13 protein-coding genes are annotated in these 18,197 nt (G+C 44.4%); 3 read left to right on the top strand and 10 right to left on the bottom strand.

The features are described from left to right. Positions 1-67: 67 nt before the first annotated feature. The 6 genes from ACTJKG_RS10560 to ACTJKG_RS10585 form a co-directional block, all read right to left on the bottom strand. A complete protein-coding gene (locus ACTJKG_RS10560) occupies positions 68-862 on the bottom strand; it encodes an FHA domain-containing protein (protein ID WP_172334607.1) in 795 nt (264 codons plus the stop codon). Between the two features lie 231 nt (positions 863-1,093). Beyond that, entirely contained in the window at positions 1,094-5,209 is a 4,116-nt protein-coding gene (locus ACTJKG_RS10565) for an FtsW/RodA/SpoVE family cell cycle protein (RefSeq protein WP_440739174.1), read from the bottom strand. Between the two features lie 143 nt (positions 5,210-5,352). Then, positions 5,353-6,801 (bottom strand): PP2C family protein-serine/threonine phosphatase, encoded by a 1,449-nt coding sequence (locus ACTJKG_RS10570; RefSeq protein WP_440739175.1) that lies wholly within the window; start codon positions 6,799-6,801, stop codon positions 5,353-5,355. A gap of 90 nt (positions 6,802-6,891) precedes the next feature. Continuing rightward, on the bottom strand, positions 6,892-7,854 hold the full coding sequence (locus ACTJKG_RS10575; RefSeq protein ID WP_440739176.1) for a hypothetical protein: 963 nt from the start codon (positions 7,852-7,854) through the stop codon (positions 6,892-6,894). 88 nt (positions 7,855-7,942) lie between these two features. After that, positions 7,943-9,382: a serine/threonine protein kinase gene (locus ACTJKG_RS10580; RefSeq protein ID WP_440739177.1), complete on the bottom strand. Its 1,440-nt coding sequence runs from the start codon at positions 9,380-9,382 to the stop codon at positions 7,943-7,945. Positions 9,383-9,619: 237 nt separating this feature from the next. Beyond that, positions 9,620-11,911, bottom strand: coding sequence for a glycoside hydrolase family 20 protein (locus ACTJKG_RS10585; RefSeq protein ID WP_440739178.1), 2,292 nt, complete (start codon positions 11,909-11,911; stop codon positions 9,620-9,622). Positions 11,912-12,033: 122 nt separating this feature from the next. Between ACTJKG_RS10585 and ACTJKG_RS10590 the strand changes: the two genes are divergently transcribed. Beyond that, positions 12,034-12,417, top strand: coding sequence for a hypothetical protein (locus tag ACTJKG_RS10590; protein WP_440739179.1), 384 nt, complete (start codon positions 12,034-12,036; stop codon positions 12,415-12,417). Between the two features lie 39 nt (positions 12,418-12,456). Here ACTJKG_RS10590 and ACTJKG_RS10595 read toward each other — a convergent pair whose 3' ends face one another. From ACTJKG_RS10595 to ACTJKG_RS10605, 3 genes are all read right to left on the bottom strand, one after another. Continuing rightward, a complete protein-coding gene (locus ACTJKG_RS10595) occupies positions 12,457-13,287 on the bottom strand; it encodes an N-acetylmuramoyl-L-alanine amidase family protein (protein WP_440739180.1) in 831 nt (276 codons plus the stop codon). Continuing rightward, complete coding sequence (locus ACTJKG_RS10600; RefSeq protein ID WP_172334615.1) at positions 13,284-13,730, bottom strand: Fur family transcriptional regulator; 447 nt, start codon at positions 13,728-13,730, stop codon at positions 13,284-13,286. Before ACTJKG_RS10600 ends, ACTJKG_RS10595 begins: the two co-directional genes overlap by 4 nt. Positions 13,731-13,847: 117 nt before the next feature. Further along, the gene (locus ACTJKG_RS10605; protein ID WP_172334616.1) at positions 13,848-14,234 is read right to left on the bottom strand and encodes a MerC domain-containing protein; all 387 of its coding nucleotides are present in this window, start codon (positions 14,232-14,234) and stop codon (positions 13,848-13,850) included. A 141-nt stretch (positions 14,235-14,375) separates the two neighbouring features. Between ACTJKG_RS10605 and ACTJKG_RS10610 the strand changes: the two genes are divergently transcribed. After that, positions 14,376-15,008, top strand: a complete 633-nt coding sequence (locus ACTJKG_RS10610) for a phosphatase PAP2-related protein (RefSeq protein ID WP_172334617.1) — start codon at positions 14,376-14,378, stop codon at positions 15,006-15,008. A 105-nt stretch (positions 15,009-15,113) separates the two neighbouring features. After that, positions 15,114-16,313: a GTP-binding protein gene (locus ACTJKG_RS10615; RefSeq protein ID WP_172334618.1), complete on the top strand. Its 1,200-nt coding sequence runs from the start codon at positions 15,114-15,116 to the stop codon at positions 16,311-16,313. Between the two features lie 11 nt (positions 16,314-16,324). On the opposite strand, the gene ACTJKG_RS10620 is transcribed toward ACTJKG_RS10615, so the two are convergent. Then, positions 16,325-17,821 (bottom strand): gluconokinase, encoded by a 1,497-nt coding sequence (locus ACTJKG_RS10620; RefSeq protein ID WP_440739181.1) that lies wholly within the window; start codon positions 17,819-17,821, stop codon positions 16,325-16,327. Positions 17,822-18,197: the final 376 nt, after the last annotated feature.

An 18,197-nucleotide genomic window follows, 5' to 3' on the forward strand; every position in this document is an offset into this window, starting at 1 on the left:
CTCTGTAAGTAGGGGATTGCCACGTCGTTCCTCCTCGCAATGACGCGGGGAGAAACCAGAGTTATAATTACCCCTCAGCCTTCGTACTAAACAGAAACACCGCCGATTCGCCCAGGATCACCTGGTCGCCTTCGCTCATGGGGTGACCGATCTGGGTGGAGTTCAGCTTGATCATTTTGCCGTCGGCAGCAATGTGAATTTTGGTTTTGTTGCGGGGAGGTACGCCGCCTTCATCGGCAAATATCATAAAGCATTCCGAGTCCTTATTCCACTCGATATGGGCATGCTGCCTGCTGATAAATCTATTACTTTCATCTTTGCTTTCGGCCGGGAAAACCAGTTTATTTAGCCGAAACGATCCGTTATCGGTTACCGCTTTTTTATCGCGACCGATGTTTATTTTATCGTCCGTAGCTTTGATCACGTACTCTCCCTGCTCGGCTTCTCCGTTCAATATCCGGATGTAGGCTACCGCCGATGAGGCATTGTGCATTACCTGCCGGCGGGTGTGCATCAGGAAAGCCGCGTCCAGATCGGGGATCGGGCTTGCTTCTGATGGCAGTTCATCCACAAATTCCACCTCAATTGTCCAGTCAGGTGGCAGGTCAAGCGCGTAATCATCGGCTATTTTTTGTACTTCGTTTCTGAACTTATCTTTATCGTGTACATAAACAGCGCCTTCATACAAGTGCTTATCTTCCGGACTTGCCGCTATATAAAGCAACAGCTCCTTGATGTGACCGCCTTCTCCACCTTCTACTTTTTGTAAAGACTCTTTGATAAAACGCAAAAGGGCATCGCGCAAACTTTTTACATCCCAGTCGCGTTTCTCACCCTTATTTCTGAATAATTTAAATGCCATTTTGGTAAAATTCTAAAACTCTAAAAACTAAACTCTAAATTCTAAGAACCCGTTTAAATTTTGATTTAAAACATTCTTACATAATTGCGTCTCTCTCAAGATGAGCCGCCTAAAAAACGTTTAATTATTTTAATATGTATTCGGGAGACGCAATGATGCGTCTCTACATTTAAAAACAATCAAACTTAAAAAGCCTCTTAAGAGAAAGCTTTTCCAAAAATTCTTGCTCCCTTATTGCTGCGTTGTGTCTCCCGGGAAATTTATTTCATCAGGAGCCTGTTTTACTTGTTCAGGAACCACCACTTTTTCAGGAGCAAAACTTTTCATATAACCCTTTTTCAATAACAGCGGGATGATGTGATTACCAGCCAACCGCACCGCGTCTGATGAGCCCCGGGTTGATTCGATACGGATACACACCACCATATTGCCGGTACCTTTGGCTTCGGGTGCGAAAAATACATACCAGCCATCGTTCACGCTTTTATTTTTTACAATACGCTCGGGCGTACCGCTTTTGCCGGCTACGGCTATATGCAATATAGGTACTTTTGGTGCACTTTGTGCTATCATGTATTGTTTCAGCAAAGCGGCATATTCGGGCTTTTCTGCCAGTTTAAAGGCTGGCTTTACCGCTATTGCCGTATCGTTGACCTTGAGCACAAAGCGATTGGGATGCAGCACGCCGTCATTGGCTACGCCCGATATGAGTCGGGCAACTGCCGCCGGTGTAGCGATCAATTCACCCTGTCCCCAGGCCATACCCGAGATACCTTTGGCCCTGGTTTTATGGATATTGTTAGGATCGTAACGCGGTTTGGTATTAAATTCGGTTTTGCGCCACAGGTTACGCCATTTTTCTTCCTGCTCATCATTTTCGGGTGGCTTATTATAATAATAACCGCCTACGCCATGCAAAAACATACCGGTTTTCATATACAGGTTACCCATATATTCTTCCAGGTGCTGCTGATTGGCCAGCTTGATAAAATATACGTTGTTTGATTTGGCAATGGCCCTGGCCATAGTAATCATGCCGGTTTCATCGGGCTCGATTCCTTTTGTCCGAATACGTTCTTCGGTACTTACATGGTACACCACATTGGCCGCATCAATACCCAACTTGTTAAATGCCGACATGGCCGTGAGCACTTTGGCCGTTGATCCCGGTTGCGAAGCATAGGTAAAACCCAGATCGGTAGTGGTCATCCAGGTAGCCAGTTTATTCTGATCACCCTGCGACATCGTCAGCTGATCCCAGTTATGTACAGGCGGCAATGGATACACCGCAGAAGTTAGCACATCGCCTGTACCAGCTTCCATTACTACTACAGAAACCCGGTTATCCTGCAACGAGGTATCGGCAGCTATGGCCTGTTGTATACCTGTTTGTAGCTCAGCATCTACCGTCAATTGTACATCCCGGTTCTTGTTTTTAAAGGCGGCTATCTCCGGACCGTTAATGTCGGCCAATAATAATGGGGCCAACGCACTGTAATCGCGTTTGCTAACCGTCATTTCCTTCATACCACGAGGCAGAAAGCGGTCTTCCTGGTAGCGGGATGCTTTGACATTGTAACTGGTAATGGGCATTTTAAAGCCGCGCAGCTCGGCAGCATGTTCATATTCGGCAAAATAGCCGTTGGTGCTGCCGTTAAATACGCCGGTGTTTTCGTCGCCCGTCCAGAAAAACATATTTTCCTCAAAAGGATAATACCGCTCCAAACGCTTATGCATAGCCGAATCCAGATCATAATGAGCGATCCCGGCATCGGCCAGTTTTTGTTTTTGCTTTTCTATCAGCTCGGGTTTGCTGGTAGCCAGGATCAGTCCGTTACGATCCAACAATGAGCCCGCCTGCAGCTTATTCATCAATATAGCGATACGCGGGTTATAGCTAAACATTCGTAAGCCGCTTTTATCGGCCACCAAAGCGGGTTTTACCACCCAGTGTTTGTTATCGGCGCTATAGCGCGATACATTTACCGTAAGCAATACTACCGCGGCTAAAGCTGCAGCCAAAGCGGGCACCAGGTTTTTGTCCTGCTGTTTGGTAATAAAACTCATTTGCACCTGCGTACCTTTTACTGAAGATACGGACAACAAAAAACCTGCCGCCACCATATTGATCACCAGTGATGAACCACCATAACTTTCAAAGGGCAGGGACACACCAGATAAAGGCAGCGCCCCTATCGATCCCCCGGCTATAAGGATAAATTGTACAAAGCTACAAACGCCAATACCCGCGCTAAGGTAAAATAACAGCGGCGTACCCGTTTGCCGCCCGATGATAATGGAGCGATGCAGATAAAGCAAGAACAGTATAAAGATGGCTGCCATACCTGCCCAGCCAAATTCCTCGCCGATGGATGGCAGAATCATATCAGTATGCGCCTCAGGGATAGTTTTGGCAAAACCCTGACCCACGCCTGTGCCGCTTAAGCCACCACTGGCCATGGCCCAAAGTCCGTTAGCAACCTGATCGCCGCCATATACTTCGTTGTTCCAGGGATCCTGCCAGATGGCTTTACGCTCTACTAACCGCTCAACCGGACCGGGGATCAATTTATCCAGCCCGGGTATTTTATCAATGGTTAAAAACGCGGTGATCACAATCAATGCCATAAATGCCGATTCGCTGAGCAAGCGGGGTTTTAAAAATGCCACGATACCCCATACGCCAAAAGTGATGGCCGCGCTGATCCAGACATTTTCAAAAAGCCAGGTGGCCAGTACAAACAGGATCACATAGGCGGCCATGTGCATAAAATCGCCTCGCGAAAAGGAGAACAGAATAATAAAGGTAAAACAAATCACCATAGCCGGCCCCAGATCGCCCAGTACTAAAAACAGCAATAAAGTGATCACCGTAGCGATAAGCGCAAAAGAGAAAAACGACCAGCGTTTACCCCAACTAGCATACTGACTGATGAATTTTTCATTAGCAGCAAAAAAGCCCGCCAGGAATATCATGATCAGGTATTTTACGATCTCGCTGGGCTGTACCCCTAACAGATTCACTTTCACCCCGCTGCCTTCGGGCCCGGTGCCAAATAAGATAGTACCAAATAACAGGACCATCGCTACCAAAGCCCATGGCCAGCCATTGGCCGCGCTGCGTGCTCCTTTAAAAAACAATAGTCTGTATAAAGTAGAATCGGCATTGAAACGGCGCAGGTTGAAGAATTGCATGATGCAGATACCACCAACGCCGATACCCAAATAGATTAAAGTGTCCTTAGCTAAAAAACGGTCGCGAAGAGGGTCTTGTAAACTCAACAGCGTGAGAATGGAAATGCCCGTGAGCAACATCACCAACGGCAATATCAACTGATCGGCCTGGGGGTAACGGCTGCTGAGCAACAGGTGTATGATCAGGAAACCAGCAAGAAAGCTACCTACTATGATCCAGTACCATTCATTAAACTCCTCGTGGGTACGAACAATGAAAGCACCTTCCTTTTTCAGGATATTAAAATCGCGGGTGGATAATAGTTTTATGGTATGCGGTGCCTGGCTGAAATTAAGCGTTTTATCCTTATCCAATTCCACTACACCCTGCGAGCGGCCGAATTCAAAACCGGGCTGTAATGGCAGTACTTCAAAGGCTTTACCGGTAGGCAGGTTTTTAAACGCATAATGACCTTCGGCATCGGTGCGAGCAAAGGCGGTTAATGATTGCAGCTGGCGTTTTTTATCCGCATTGATCACATAAACTTTTTTATAAGCGGCCGACGTCTGCGCGGTGGCTCCCCTGGCTATGGTTTCTTCATCAGTATAGATACTATCCTGCGGCAATATCATATTTAGCCTCACCAGTACACCGCCAATAGCTTGTTCTTTGTGGTGGATATTTCCTGATATGCTGTATTCGCCCAAACCCAGATCTGTTTGTGCCGGTAATTGCGGGGGATGAATACGCTCCTGCGTAAACCTAACGGAATCATCGCCGGTATAACCCAGTAAGGAACGGGATACCAGTACCCTTTTCTTGAAGGATTCGCCACCATTGGCAAAAGCATCATCGGCATTTACATAGTAACGGCGTTTGTTCAGCTCGCCTGCGTTATCAATTTCCTCACCAATATTTACTTTGGAAGCGATGGTTGATCTGATATAATCAACATCTTTGGGGTCGTCAAAATAGTACCCTTTTTGCAGCAGGGCGGCCACATTACGGGCGGTATTTGGTGTATTGAGGTTTACGATAGTACCATCCTGAAGCCGTTTATCTACATCCACAAACTTTTGTTGCAACACAAAATAAAGCTTGCCAAAAAGGGCGACGAGCATAATACCCGTCAGCAATAAAAACAGCCGCTCCATTCCCCTGCTCTTATCCATTGTTAGAATCAAGAGTCAAGAACCAAGAATCAAGAGTTGACATTTTGGAACCGGAATAAATAATTATTAATTGATCAGATATAAGCATATTTCTAAAAACCCTTTGGGCTTTAAATGTGTAAAGAAAGTCCTTTATCATACTATTATTTTGTCTTGATTCCTGATTCTTGACTCTTGCCTCTTACCAAACTGTCTATTTTAAACATGCCTCCAAACAACCTGCCCGAAACCTGTTTGCTGGCCGGGAAACTGTAGGATGTTTGTACCGGCGTTACACAGTTATTAAATACCACATGCTTTAATACCAGGGCATCATTGTGTGTAGTAATAGCTGTTTTAAAACCTTCAAAAGCTACGCTATCCAACACGATGAACTTACAGGTAGCCGCCAATGTAAGCGCTGGCCCATGGTATAGAGAGTCGCGTTTAAAAAGGATGGTTCCTTTTGCTTTGATGTACAAGCTGTCGCCATCAATATGCAGGCTGTCGGTTAAAACAATCGGTTGGGGATAATCAGCAGCGGATAATACCAGCGTTTTTCCTTTGAGCTTGTTAATAGTATCCTGCAGTTTAATTTCCTGGGCGTTTTTAACTTTAACGGGAACGAGCGGCACTTTTACAGTAGTTTGCTTCAGCTGGTAATTAAGCCAATATTGCCATAAGAAACCTGCTACTGCCAGGGCCAGCAATATGAAAAGCATGATCATACTGCCCCGGTTGCTTTTTCTCCTGACTGGTACAGTTGCCGGGCCGTCGGGTAGTTTTGGCTGCGCCAGCGGATCGACGATCTCGTCTGTAACCTTCGCGGTTGCAGCCGGACGGGTAGCGTTATGTTGCCTTGGTGCCTTGTCATTTTGAACAAGCACTACCGTCACATTATCTTTTCCGCCCTTACTGTTGGCGGCATCTATGAGCTTTTTGCCTTTTTCTTCAATTGCATTATTGTTGGTCAGAATGCCGGTAATGAGGTTTTTATCAACCAGATCAGTCAAACCATCGCTGCAAACCAGCAGGGTATCGCCGGGAAGAAAAGGCGAGTGTCCGGTCTCCACAAAATCCGGATCTTTGGAGATCTCGGGGTTAAAACCAAGGGCTTTATTAATTTCATTGCGTTTAGGGTGATCCATGGCCGCCTCTTCAGTCAGCCGCCCGGAATCTTCCAGGAAACCTACAAAAGAGTGATCTTTAGATATTTTGATGAGGGTATGATCGCGCAGCAGATACAAACGGGTATCACCTACGTGGGCATAATAAAACTGGTTGTTCTGTAAATCGATCACGGCCAGGGTAAGCACACAAGCCATGCTCTCCAGTTGCTTATCCGTCCGTTTTTTATCGTATATTTTTTGGTTGGCTATTACAATGGTATTTACCAATAACGGCACTACATCGCCAGCAATATAGGCCAGCTGCTCCAGGATACAATCTCGGGCTATATCGGCGGCTACCTCACCACCTACATAGCCACCTACGCCATCAATTACACAGGCGATAATAAAATTGCCATCACCGGACCTTTGGGCAATAAAAGTATCCTCATTATTATCCCGTTGCCGGCCAATATCTGTTATTCCGAAAAAATTATTTGCCATGGTTTTTACTGGAATTTTTGATGTCGATAAAATGGGCTATTAATAATAAAACGCCTATTGCCAAGAGCCCGAATGATAATATTTGCGACATTATACTTCGGGTTTAAATAAGTTAATGCCGACGATGCCGTTGAGCAATATTTTGGAATTGAAAGGAAGATCAACCCATTGCGGCACGTTCACGTCGCTGCGGGGCACTTCCTGTTCATTAATTAACGTAAGCTCGCCAAAGGAGGCCAGGTAAAATTTACCATCAGCCTTGTTGAGCCTGATGCGCAGGTGCGGGGTGTTCACCCAATCGCTGGGTACTTTGAATATGGCACGCTCTTCACGGGATTCGTCATTGCCTGATACCACAATGTCATCATCCATCACCAGGTACTCTACCTTACGGCCCACAAACTGTTTGTCGGGCATAATGGTATCCAGGCGCGCCAATATCTTATCACCGGGCCGGTCAAGTTCCTTTTCCTTATGGTTCAGATCGTAGGCGTAAGGCAGTTCGTAATACCCTTCGCTGTAATAGGTGAAGCCTTTGAGGATATCGTTGCTGATATCCAAGGTTTGGGCTACGCCAGTATGGCGGGGGATGAAAGTTACCCGCAGATTCTCTTCCTTTTTATCGCTACCTGGTAAAAGTTTACCAATAAATCCTTTATCGCCTTTGGCATAATCTGGGTGCGAAACCAACCGGAATACCCATTTGGAGCTGGACGGCTCTACCTTTTTGCCAACTTCCTGGTATTCACGCAACAACTCATAGAATTTTTTTACCGATTCGTTAACGATGATACCGAAAAGACCGGAGCGGTTATTGATAAACTCCTGGTAGTCTTCCTCGTTAAAACTGATGATAAACTCATGGTAAAATACCACTCTATCGGCAAAGGAAAGCTGACCGATAGATTCTTTAAATTTTTCGATAATGTACAAATAAACATCATCGGGAGTAAGTGCTTTTATAGTCGCGGCTTCGGCATTGGCTGGTTTGCCGTTTGGTAAAAACCAATCCTGCAGCCCTATCTTTTGCCAGAATGTTGATTTTGATTCCATTCTTTATGTTAAATTCTAAATCCTAATTTCTAATCCCTAATCTCTAAATCCTAACTTGCCGGGTATTTTTACTCACCACTCACCACCATCAAAAATTCAAATTAGAGGTATCCTTGGTTTTGGCGCTGTCGCGATAAAATTGGGGTTCCTGCGTATTTGTCTTTTTGTATTTCATGCCTTTCAATATCGAATCGGTTTGTGAATCAACTTCGGGTGGTATACCCGATTCATCATTGGTTGGGGTGGTATCCTGCTGTGGCTTTTCTTGCTCCTTTTTTTGAGGAAGGACAACATTTTTAGTAGAGTCTACAGGCTTTTTTGATGATTTAAACAAACGGTTATAAACGCCATGATAGATCCTGTCGCCATATTTGCTTAGCACCACTGCCGAAAACACGGTAAACCCACAAAGCATCAGCATAAAAAACACAAAAATTGGTTTCGACATGCGTACCTGTTTGCCGTCGTCCACAGGTCTTTCAGCCCCATCTGTTACCACGGGCTGAAGCGCTTTATTATTTTCGGCTTCCTGGTAATATAAAAGCAAACCTTGCAAACGCTCGTTCTCTTTAAGCAATACCGATGAGTTCCAGCTGTCATCAACCTGGTTATTGCTTACTGCCGATATACTACTGTGCATCAGGGTTTCCTGTAGTTCAATACCATCGGCAAACCTATCGTCCGGGTCTTTTTTAAGGCATTTGGCCACTATTTGCAGCAACCAGGCCGGTACCAGCATTTCATGCTCTTTTTTCTGATCGGCCCAGCTTTCGGGCAGATTGTTTTTGCGCAGCTCCATCACATCGGGCACCGGCGATTCCATATGGGCCAGCATCACGGCGTTACGCGCGGTTTCGCCATTGTCACGTAGTGGGAACGGCACCTGGCCTGCTATCAACTCATACAAAATAACGCCGTAGCTGTACACATCGGTCTGAAAATACATCAGGCCCTCATTTTGTTCGGGCGCCATAAATTCTATAGCCCCGGCATGACGGATACTGGTACGACGCTGATCATCAGACATAGCCGAAAGACCAAAATCCAACAACACATAATTGCCCGTGTGGATATTGAACTTGACATTATTGCTCTTGATATCGCCATGCTTTACCGAAACTTTATGACAGTGCGACAGTGCGTTGGCCAATTGATCTGCCAGTTTAATGATCTCTTTGATGGTGAAGATGGGTTCGTGCGGTGGTTTCAGCAGATCCTCCAGATCGGGGCCATCAATAAATTCCATTTCAATAAACGGGAACGAACCGCTTTCTGTAATGCCCGAATTCAGGATCTTAACTACGTTGGGATTAGGTTCTTCGTTTACCTTTTTTAATTTTTCAACCTCGTTTTGAAAATTACGAAAATTCTTATCGTCGGTACTTTCGGTATGGATGGGGGTTGGTAACAGCTTTACAGCGGTAATGATAGGGCCGTAACGTCTGCCTTTGTAAACTGAGCCCTGGCCGCCCGTTCGTAAAGCACCCATATTTTCCAAGCCCTCGGTTATTGTAAATACTTTGCTCATGGAGTAATTGTCCTCGCGGTGCTTTCTGTGTAAAATAATTGCATATCAAACAGTATATTATTTCAACATAACGCACGCATTAGTGTTTGGTATAAAATTAGGAAAAAAAATATGGATGACTGTCTGAATCAGAATTTACAGAATTTTAGAATTAACAAAATGCTTATGTAGATTCTGAAAATTCTAAAATTCTGTAAACGGCGAAGCCCTCAACGAAGTTAATTCTGATTCATACATCTACTTCACTATCAGTTCATCCACCATCAGCCAGGCCTTGGCGCCGGCAATGTATTCGCCGGGTGGGATAATACCTTTGTTGGTGCCTTTTACCCGGATGTACCGGGCTTGCGTGGCTTTTATATTGGCCCTTACGGCATTGATTCCGTTATCATTAAAAGTAGTTTGACGATATACTTCGGTATAGTTTTTACCATCTGTTGATGTTTCAAAGGTAAGCAGCGTGGGTTCCCACATTTTTTGCCAGTGATATTTTAAGATATTGATACCCAATTGTGATACCGGCTGAACTTTCCCCAGATCAACCACTGCTTCCAGATCATCGCCGTTAAAACCGTACCATTGCCCGTCGTTGTACAGTTTACTGCCAAAAACGCCATTCACCAGGCCAAACGTATTGCCGGGATTATACCCTCCCTGCGGTTGATTGGTAAGCGTTACGGTTTTACCGATGGCCTTATCCAAGTAAAAATCTTTCTGGTAAACCCGGCCAATTTGTTTAGCACCGCTGAACACCGCCGCCTTTATTTGTCCGGATGTGGTAACAATAAAAGGCTTGTTGTATTTTTTACTTTTTAAGCCGGGGGTGGTACCATTGGTGGTATAATAGATCTGAGCGTTGGGCAAAGTACTGCTCAGCGCAAGTTGTACCTGATAATCTGCCGATTCTGTTACGCTATCGGTAATTTCATCAAAAGTATCAGCAGCATTGATATTGAGCTGTTTAAGCAGAGGATGTTCGTAACGCAGGCGTTTTAAAAAGTTGGAATAGCTTTTATTTCCTTTCGTTGTCCATCCAATTTCGGATAAAGCCAGTATCCGCGGAAATATCTGGTGCTCGGCCTGTGCAGTGCTGGCCAGGTATTCACTCCAGGCATTGGCTTGTACGCCTTTGATGTATTTAGCCTCATCGTCGCTTAACTCTTTGGTGATGGGCTCGTAATTATAAACTTTACTTAAAGGGGTGTACCCTCCGCCAGCTAAAGGTTCGCTGGGGTATAAGGATTGATAATAATCCAGGTAAACATATTTTTCTGGCGTCATGATGGCATTGTGATGCAGCTTGGCCGCAGCAATGCCGCCCTCCTCGCCTGTCCAGCTCATTACGGTGGCACCGGGTGCCAGGCCGCCTTCCAGGATCTCATCCCAGCCGATGATCTGCCGTCCTTTGCTGTTCAGGTATTTTTCCATCCTGCCGATAAAATAGCTTTGCAACTCGTGCTCATCCTTCAAATGCTCATCCTTGATGCGTTGCTGGCATTTAGGGCAGGTTTTCCATTTGGTTTTAGGGCATTCATCCCCACCGATGTGGATGTATCTGGAAGGAAATAGCGGCAGTACTTCATCCAGCACATTTTGCAAAAAGGTAAAAGTTTGCTCGTTGCCGGCACAATATACATCGTCAAAAATACCCCAGTAGGTAGCCGCTTTGTAGGGGCCGCCGGTACATCCCAGTTCGGGATAGGCAGACAATGCCGCCAGCGCGTGGCCGGGCATTTCAATTTCGGGAATAATAGTGATATGCCTTTGCGTGGCGTAGGCAACTACTGCTTTTACTTCCTCCTGGGTATAATAACCGCCATAACGTTTACCGTCAAAGCGGTGCGGACTATCCTTTTTATGACCAATGATGGTTTCATCGCGATAAGCAGAAATGCTTTGCAGCAAAGGGTACTTTTTAATCTCGATGCGCCATCCTTGATCATCGGTGAGGTGCCAGTGAAAAGTATTGATCTTGTACAAAGCCAGCAGATCAATCCATTTTTTGATAGCATCTACCTTAAAAAAATGTCTGCTCACATCCAGGTGCATTCCCCGGTAGGCAAATCGCGGATGATCTTCGATAGTGCAGCCCTGCACGGTTATTTTCCCATTTGATTTATGAAGTAATTGAAGGAGTGATTGCAAGCCATAGAATACGCCAGCCTGATCGTGCCCGATAATACTGATCTGTTTTGAGGTTACGGATAATTTATAACCCTCCGCTTGCGTAACTGCTACAGAGTCAATACGCAATTGAAGCGCACCCGTATTTTTGCCATTTTTTAAGGTATATCCAGCTAAAGAACGAAAATATTGGTTAAAAAAAATGAGGTTATCTGTGCTGATGCCATCCCCAACACCTATCGCTACATTTGGCGAGAATCTGAATACATCACCAGTTTTTTGAATACGATAAGGTTGCGGTATAATACCCTGCTCTTTAACCTGGGCATGTACTCCACCCATCAATAAACAAAGAAATAGCGTATAACAAATATTTTTAAAAACGGTAGTGCAGGTATTGATCATCGGCGTAGAGTTGTTAAAGCCGAATATAGTTGTTTACCATTAAAAAAAGCACGATACATTAGCTTATTCCTTAATAGGGAAATAAGAATAAATCATTATATTCAATAATTAAAATATTATTTATGCCCTCATATTTTCCTTTCTTAGTATTAGTCACACCATTCCTGATAGTAGTCATTGTACTACTTATCCCTCGTGTTAAATCAAAAATCAGAAAGGAACAGTATTACCCAACATTAGGGCTGATGTGTTTATTCGTATTGGTTTCCACTGCCCTCTCTATATGGGCAATGCACGGATTAAATGAAGCAAAAGATTACAGTTTTAACGGCATAATAGAGCAGGCATACTATGAAAAGCCTAAACAAATACCGCATATAACCATTAAAGGAATAAAGTATGACCTGGGCAGCCTAAATTATCCTGATTATGATACGATTTTAGCCGGAGACAGTGTAATAAAACAAAAGGGAACACTTACATTCAGGTTGATAAAAAAACAATAGACATTGTTTTTCATTCTACTTTTAGTACACTGCCTCACTCTACAAAGCCCCTATCGCTTTCTTATAATTATTAATGGCCCTGATGATAGACTGAACGATCTCGTTTTGTCCTTCGGGTGAGTTCAGATAATCTTCTTCTTCGGGGTTATTAATAAAACCGGTTTCAATGAGTACGGCAGGCATAGCGCTGTGGGCCAGTACCAGTACGCCCTGCTCCTTTACACCATTACTTTCGCGCCCGTTGGTATCTACAAACTCGGTGTTGAGCAGATCGCCAAAGAGGATACTTTGTTTGCGGTATTTTTGGATGTAAGCATTGAGGATGATGAGATTGGAGGGATCGCTTTCATCATAGCTCTCGTAATTTTGCTTGTAATCTTTTTCGATAAATATGGAAGAGTTTTCGCGTACGGCTTCCTCCTGCTCCTTTAACCGGTGAAAACCATAAACCAGCAGCAATACACCTTTCCGCTTATGCGCGATAGCCGCGTTACCTTCGGGCGAGGAATTACAGTGTATAGAGATAAACAGGTTACCATGATTCTGATTAGCTATGGCCGATCGCTGGTTAAGTGGTATAAAAGTATCATCGGTGCGGGTCATGATAGCCTTAACACTGGTGATCTGCGAATCGATTGCTGCTTTTAATCTTTTAGCTATAGCCAGAGTTACCGTTTTCTCGTTAGAGTATGATCCACGCGCGCCGGGATCTTTACCGCCGTGACCGGCATCAATAATAATGGTTTTGAATTTGAAGGTAGATGCAGCAGGTATAGTATCCCTGCCGGGGGTAAATGAGCAAAGACTAAGAAATAAAAATAGAAGTCCGCAGTTTACAATTAGGTAAAAAAACTTTTTATTCCCGATCATTTTTTGGCGGCTTTTTTACTGCATTTTGGGCATAGGCCAGTAGCATACAACGTAAAACCAGTGGGTTCAAATCCTGCGGGAAGTTTTATTGGCGGCAGATGCAGGTCGTCTAAACAATAAACATTTTTGCAATTGGTACAGTTAAAATGCAAATGTTCATCATGATGGTGACCTTCATCGCAGTTGGAGCTGCACAGCGCGTAATTGGCTGTACCGTTTAAATCAAATACCTTATGGATAATGCCTTTTTCTTCAAAAGCATTGAGGATGCGGTAAAGCGTAACCCGGTCAATATCGCTCATCACGCTTTCCAGATCGGGCTGGGAAGTGGCCGCGCTTCTTGACGACATCATGGATAAAACCCTGAGCCTTGGGGCGGTTTTTTTTAAATGATGCTTGTTCAGCAAGTCTTCAAAATGAAAATTATTGCGGGTTTGTGTCATTTAACTGGGGAATAATATAAAAGCCTACAAATTTAACAAGAATAACTAAGGGTTTAAAATATGGTTTTGTTAAAAGGCTAATATCAACTATTCATTGCCCTTCCACCTCCTTTCCGGCTATTTATGGCTGCAGGCCCCTGTATATTTGTAATTTACAAAATGCGCGGCAGCAATCAGCAAACCACCAGCAGGCACCATGATTACTTCAAGCCAACCTGTAGTAAACGCATGTCCCAACAAAATCACAGCAAAACCGGCTATCAACAAAAAAAGGGGAGCGGGCCGTTTGTGTACGCGCAAATAAGCCCCGCCAATGGAATAGGTACCGATGATTAGTGCCAGCAAGATCATCCCCCACTCTACCCAGGCATTGGCCAAAAAACCCAGACCAATTAGCGGTAAACTGGTAAATAACACGGGCACAACCGCACAATGTACAGCGCACAACGTTGATGCTGTTATCCCGATATGATCAAGCCGTGAAGTATTTTTTGGAACATCCATGCGCAAAGATAAATTAAAACGCAACATCATTGCATCAAATTAATTTCATATTTTTGTCTGATTTATTTTAACTTTTTGGTAACAACTTCTTAATATTGAAGTCAATAAACTATTTAAGCATACCATATTTATATATAAACTGTGCCCAATACCGCTATTTATAAGCTAAAACAGAACTGGTTAACCGCGTACGATACCAGTTTAAAGCGTGTTAAATTATTTGTTGGCTCCATACTTATTGTGGCCATTATTAATATTATGCCGGGCTTTTTCAGAGGAATTGAAAACCGCAACGGCACCGTACTTAATGATTGGGTGCTGGCGCATTTACCTGCTTATGATGTATCGGTACCTATTTTTGCCCTTATTTGGGGTATGGGAATCCTGATGGCTGTAAGGGCTTTTTATAAACCCGCTGTTTGTACTACTTATATCTGGACGCTGATTTTTGTTTGTATAGCGCGTTTCATATCACTCACGCTGGTCAAACTCGACCCACCTGCGGGGCTCGTTCCCCTGGTTGATCCGCTCACGAGTTATTTTTATGGTCATGCGGCTATCACCAAAGATCTTTTCTTTTCGGGGCATACCTCAACTATGGTACTTATCTATCTTCACCTGGATAAAAAACGGGATAAAGCTATCGCGCTTATTGCCGCGCTTGTAGTGATGGCACTCCTGCTTGTACAGCACATTCATTATACACTGGATGTACTGGCCGCCCCTGTTATTGTTTACTGTTGTTACCGGTTTGCCAAGGCTTTTAGCCTGTAATATATAAGCAACACAGCTCATTCGTAGACATTTATTTTTTCTTTTTTAAATGCAACATAATTGCATTTAAAAATTATCTCTTATGTTTGTATAAAATAATTACAGATGGAAAAGAGATTACCTGTAACCGTACTCAGCGGCTTTTTGGGCAGCGGCAAAACAACCTTGTTAAACCATATACTGCATAACAAGCAAAATTTGAAGGTAGCGGTTATTGTGAACGACATGAGTGAGGTAAATATTGACGCTCAACTGGTAGCCAATCAAAAAACGTTGTCGCGCACCGAAGAAAAACTGGTAGAAATGAGCAATGGCTGTATTTGCTGTACCCTGCGCGAGGATCTGATGATTGAGGTGGAAAAACTGGCCAAAGAAGGTCGTTTTGATTATTTGTTGATAGAAAGTACAGGAATTTCCGAACCTATACCCATCGCCCAGACATTTAATTTTGCAGATGAAGATGCAGGTATCGACCTGAGCAGGTTTGCGAAACTGGATACCATGGTTACCGTGGTGGATTGCTTTAACTTTTATAAGGATTTTGGGAGCTCGGAATTATTGCTGAACCGCGACCTCGTGGATGACCCCAACGACCGTCGCACCATAGTTAACCTGCTTACCGACCAGATTGAATTTGCCGATGTGATACTACTCAACAAAACCGACCTGGTATCGCTCAAAGAAGTAAAGATATTAGAAGCAGTGATCACTAAATTAAATCCCGGCGCTAAAATATTACACACCCAATTTGGTAAGATCGACCCTAAGGAGATATTAAACACCGGGCTATTTGATTTCGACCAAGCTTCCCAGTCTGCCGGGTGGATCAAAGAACTGAATGGCGAACACACGCCAGAAACCGAGGAATATGGCATCAGCTCAACCGTTTTCCGGTCAAAGAAGCCCTTCCATCCCGAAAGATTTTACCATTACCTGCATCACGATTTTCCGCAGAACATTATCCGTTCCAAGGGTTTGTTCTGGATAGCTTCTGCCCCGGATGATGCCCTGAATTTTTCGCAGGCAGGTGGATCATCACGCCTGGAAAATGCGGGTGTTTGGTGGGCCAGCATGCCCTATCAGCAACGCGTTAAATTCCATGATTTTGTAGAGAATAAAGAAATGATCGAAAAAAACTGGTCGAAAGAATTTGGCGACCGCCACAACGAGCTGGTTTTTATTGGCGAGCACTTGAATAAGGAAGAATTAACCAGAGAGCTCAACAGTTGCCTCATCACCGATGCCGAGTTCCTGGATCTGATAGCGGGAAAAGCCTTCGCCGATCCATTTAATAATCATTCATAGCAGCCCCCTTTTTAAATATCTAATTCATGCAGTCGGTGCATCGAATCCATGAGGTCGCGGTACAGCTTTTTAAATATTGGAAACAATTTGCTGTACCGCTCATGGTTTTGCGCATTGGGCTCAATAACCGTTTGGTTATCAACATGTGTAAGCTGATCATAACTTTCGGGATGCAGCACCTGCGCAGCCAGGTAAATGGCTCCAACGGCCGACGCGTCTTCGGGCTGCAGCACTACCAACCTTTTCCCGGTAATATCTGCCAGGATCTGCGTCCAGGTAGCAGAACTTACAAAACCGCCGCTAATGTTCACCTGAGTAATATTTACCGAGGCATCCTCTACGGTTTTCAATACATCATACAAAGCAAAACAAACCCCTTCAAGTGCCGCCCTTAAAAAATGGGCCCGGGTTTGGGCCGGTTTTATATTCAAAAACCCGCCGCTGGTTTGAGTATCCCAAAGCGGGGCACGCTCGCCGTATAAATAAGGCAAAAAGATGAGTCCGTCACTTGCTGCTGGGATGGTATCGATGGTCGCGAATAATTCGTCATAATCTGCCGGTGTCAGTTTTTCCTTTTGCAAGAAATTTTGCAGTAGCCAGTTTATGGCGATACCTCCGTTGTTTACCGCACCACCGCATACAAAAGTATCCTGGTTAAGCAGGTAATTGAAAGTCATCCCATCAAAATTGTATACCGGTTTGGGACTGGTGATACGCACCGCTCCGCTGGTACCAATAGTAAGCGCCGCAATACCCGGCCCGGTAGTATGGCTGCCCAGATTGGCGCAGCAACCATCACTCGCGCCGATCACAAAATGAGTTTGTTGCGAGATATTCAGCAAGGCGGCTGTATCCGGGTTAAGGTTATTACGGTGATAAGTGGTGTTTCTGGGGATTGATAATTTGGCAGCAGAAATACCGGCCAGCTTACAGGCTTCTACACTCCAATCCAGCTTCAAGATATCAAACAAGCCGGTAGCCGAGGCAATGGAATAATCGATCTCAAAACTTCCAAACAGTTTAAACCAGATAAATTCCTTGATCGATATAAATTGAGCTGCCTGTATAAACAGCTCGGGCTTATTGGTACGCAGCCAGATGAGCTTACACAAGGGCGACATGGCATGTATTGGTGTACCCGTAATGCGATATATTTCTGCACCTTGTACTGAATGTCTTAGCTCCTGCGCGATATCCTCGCTCCGCGCATCGGCCCAGGTGATCATCGGCGACAGCGGCGTTCCTGTTTCATCTACCAGTATAATACTGTGCATGGCGCTGCTAAAACTCACGGTAACCGGTGCATAGCCCACCCGCGCGGTGATATCCTGCATACATTTTACAAAGGCATGCCATATCAACAGCGGATCCTGCTCACTGTAACCCGGCTCCGGATTGTTGATAGGGTAATGATTTTGAACCACCCCCAATGCCTCGCCAGTCAGGGTGAGGGCCACAGCTTTGGTGCTACCCGTGCCTATATCGATACCTAAAATATATGGTTTCATATGTGTGCCTAATTTAGGATAAAAACACAAGGGACGAAAGGATAAAAGACAAACAGATTCCTACTTACGTTCCTATATTGGGAAGCTCAAATGCTAAAAAGTGGGTTTACACAATTCAGGCGATTTATCATTAAAAATCAATTCAAATTACTCATTATCAGCAATATAGCATCATGTAAACCATAAAAAAGCGTAAACCATGTAAACCCACTTTTTAACAGAAATAGTCCCCATAGCATGAATTATAGTTTACTGACCCGATCATCGCTACGCTCGATCACGCTCTCTTCGCCTGCGGCGGAAAGAGGGGATTTAAAAATCAAAAGAATTGTCATCCTGAGGAACGAAGGATCTGTTATTGAATATGCTAGGAGCA

Origin of the sequence: Mucilaginibacter sp. 22184, from assembly GCF_052045695.1 — a bacterium.
Taxonomy (GTDB): Bacteria; Bacteroidota; Bacteroidia; order Sphingobacteriales; family Sphingobacteriaceae; genus Mucilaginibacter.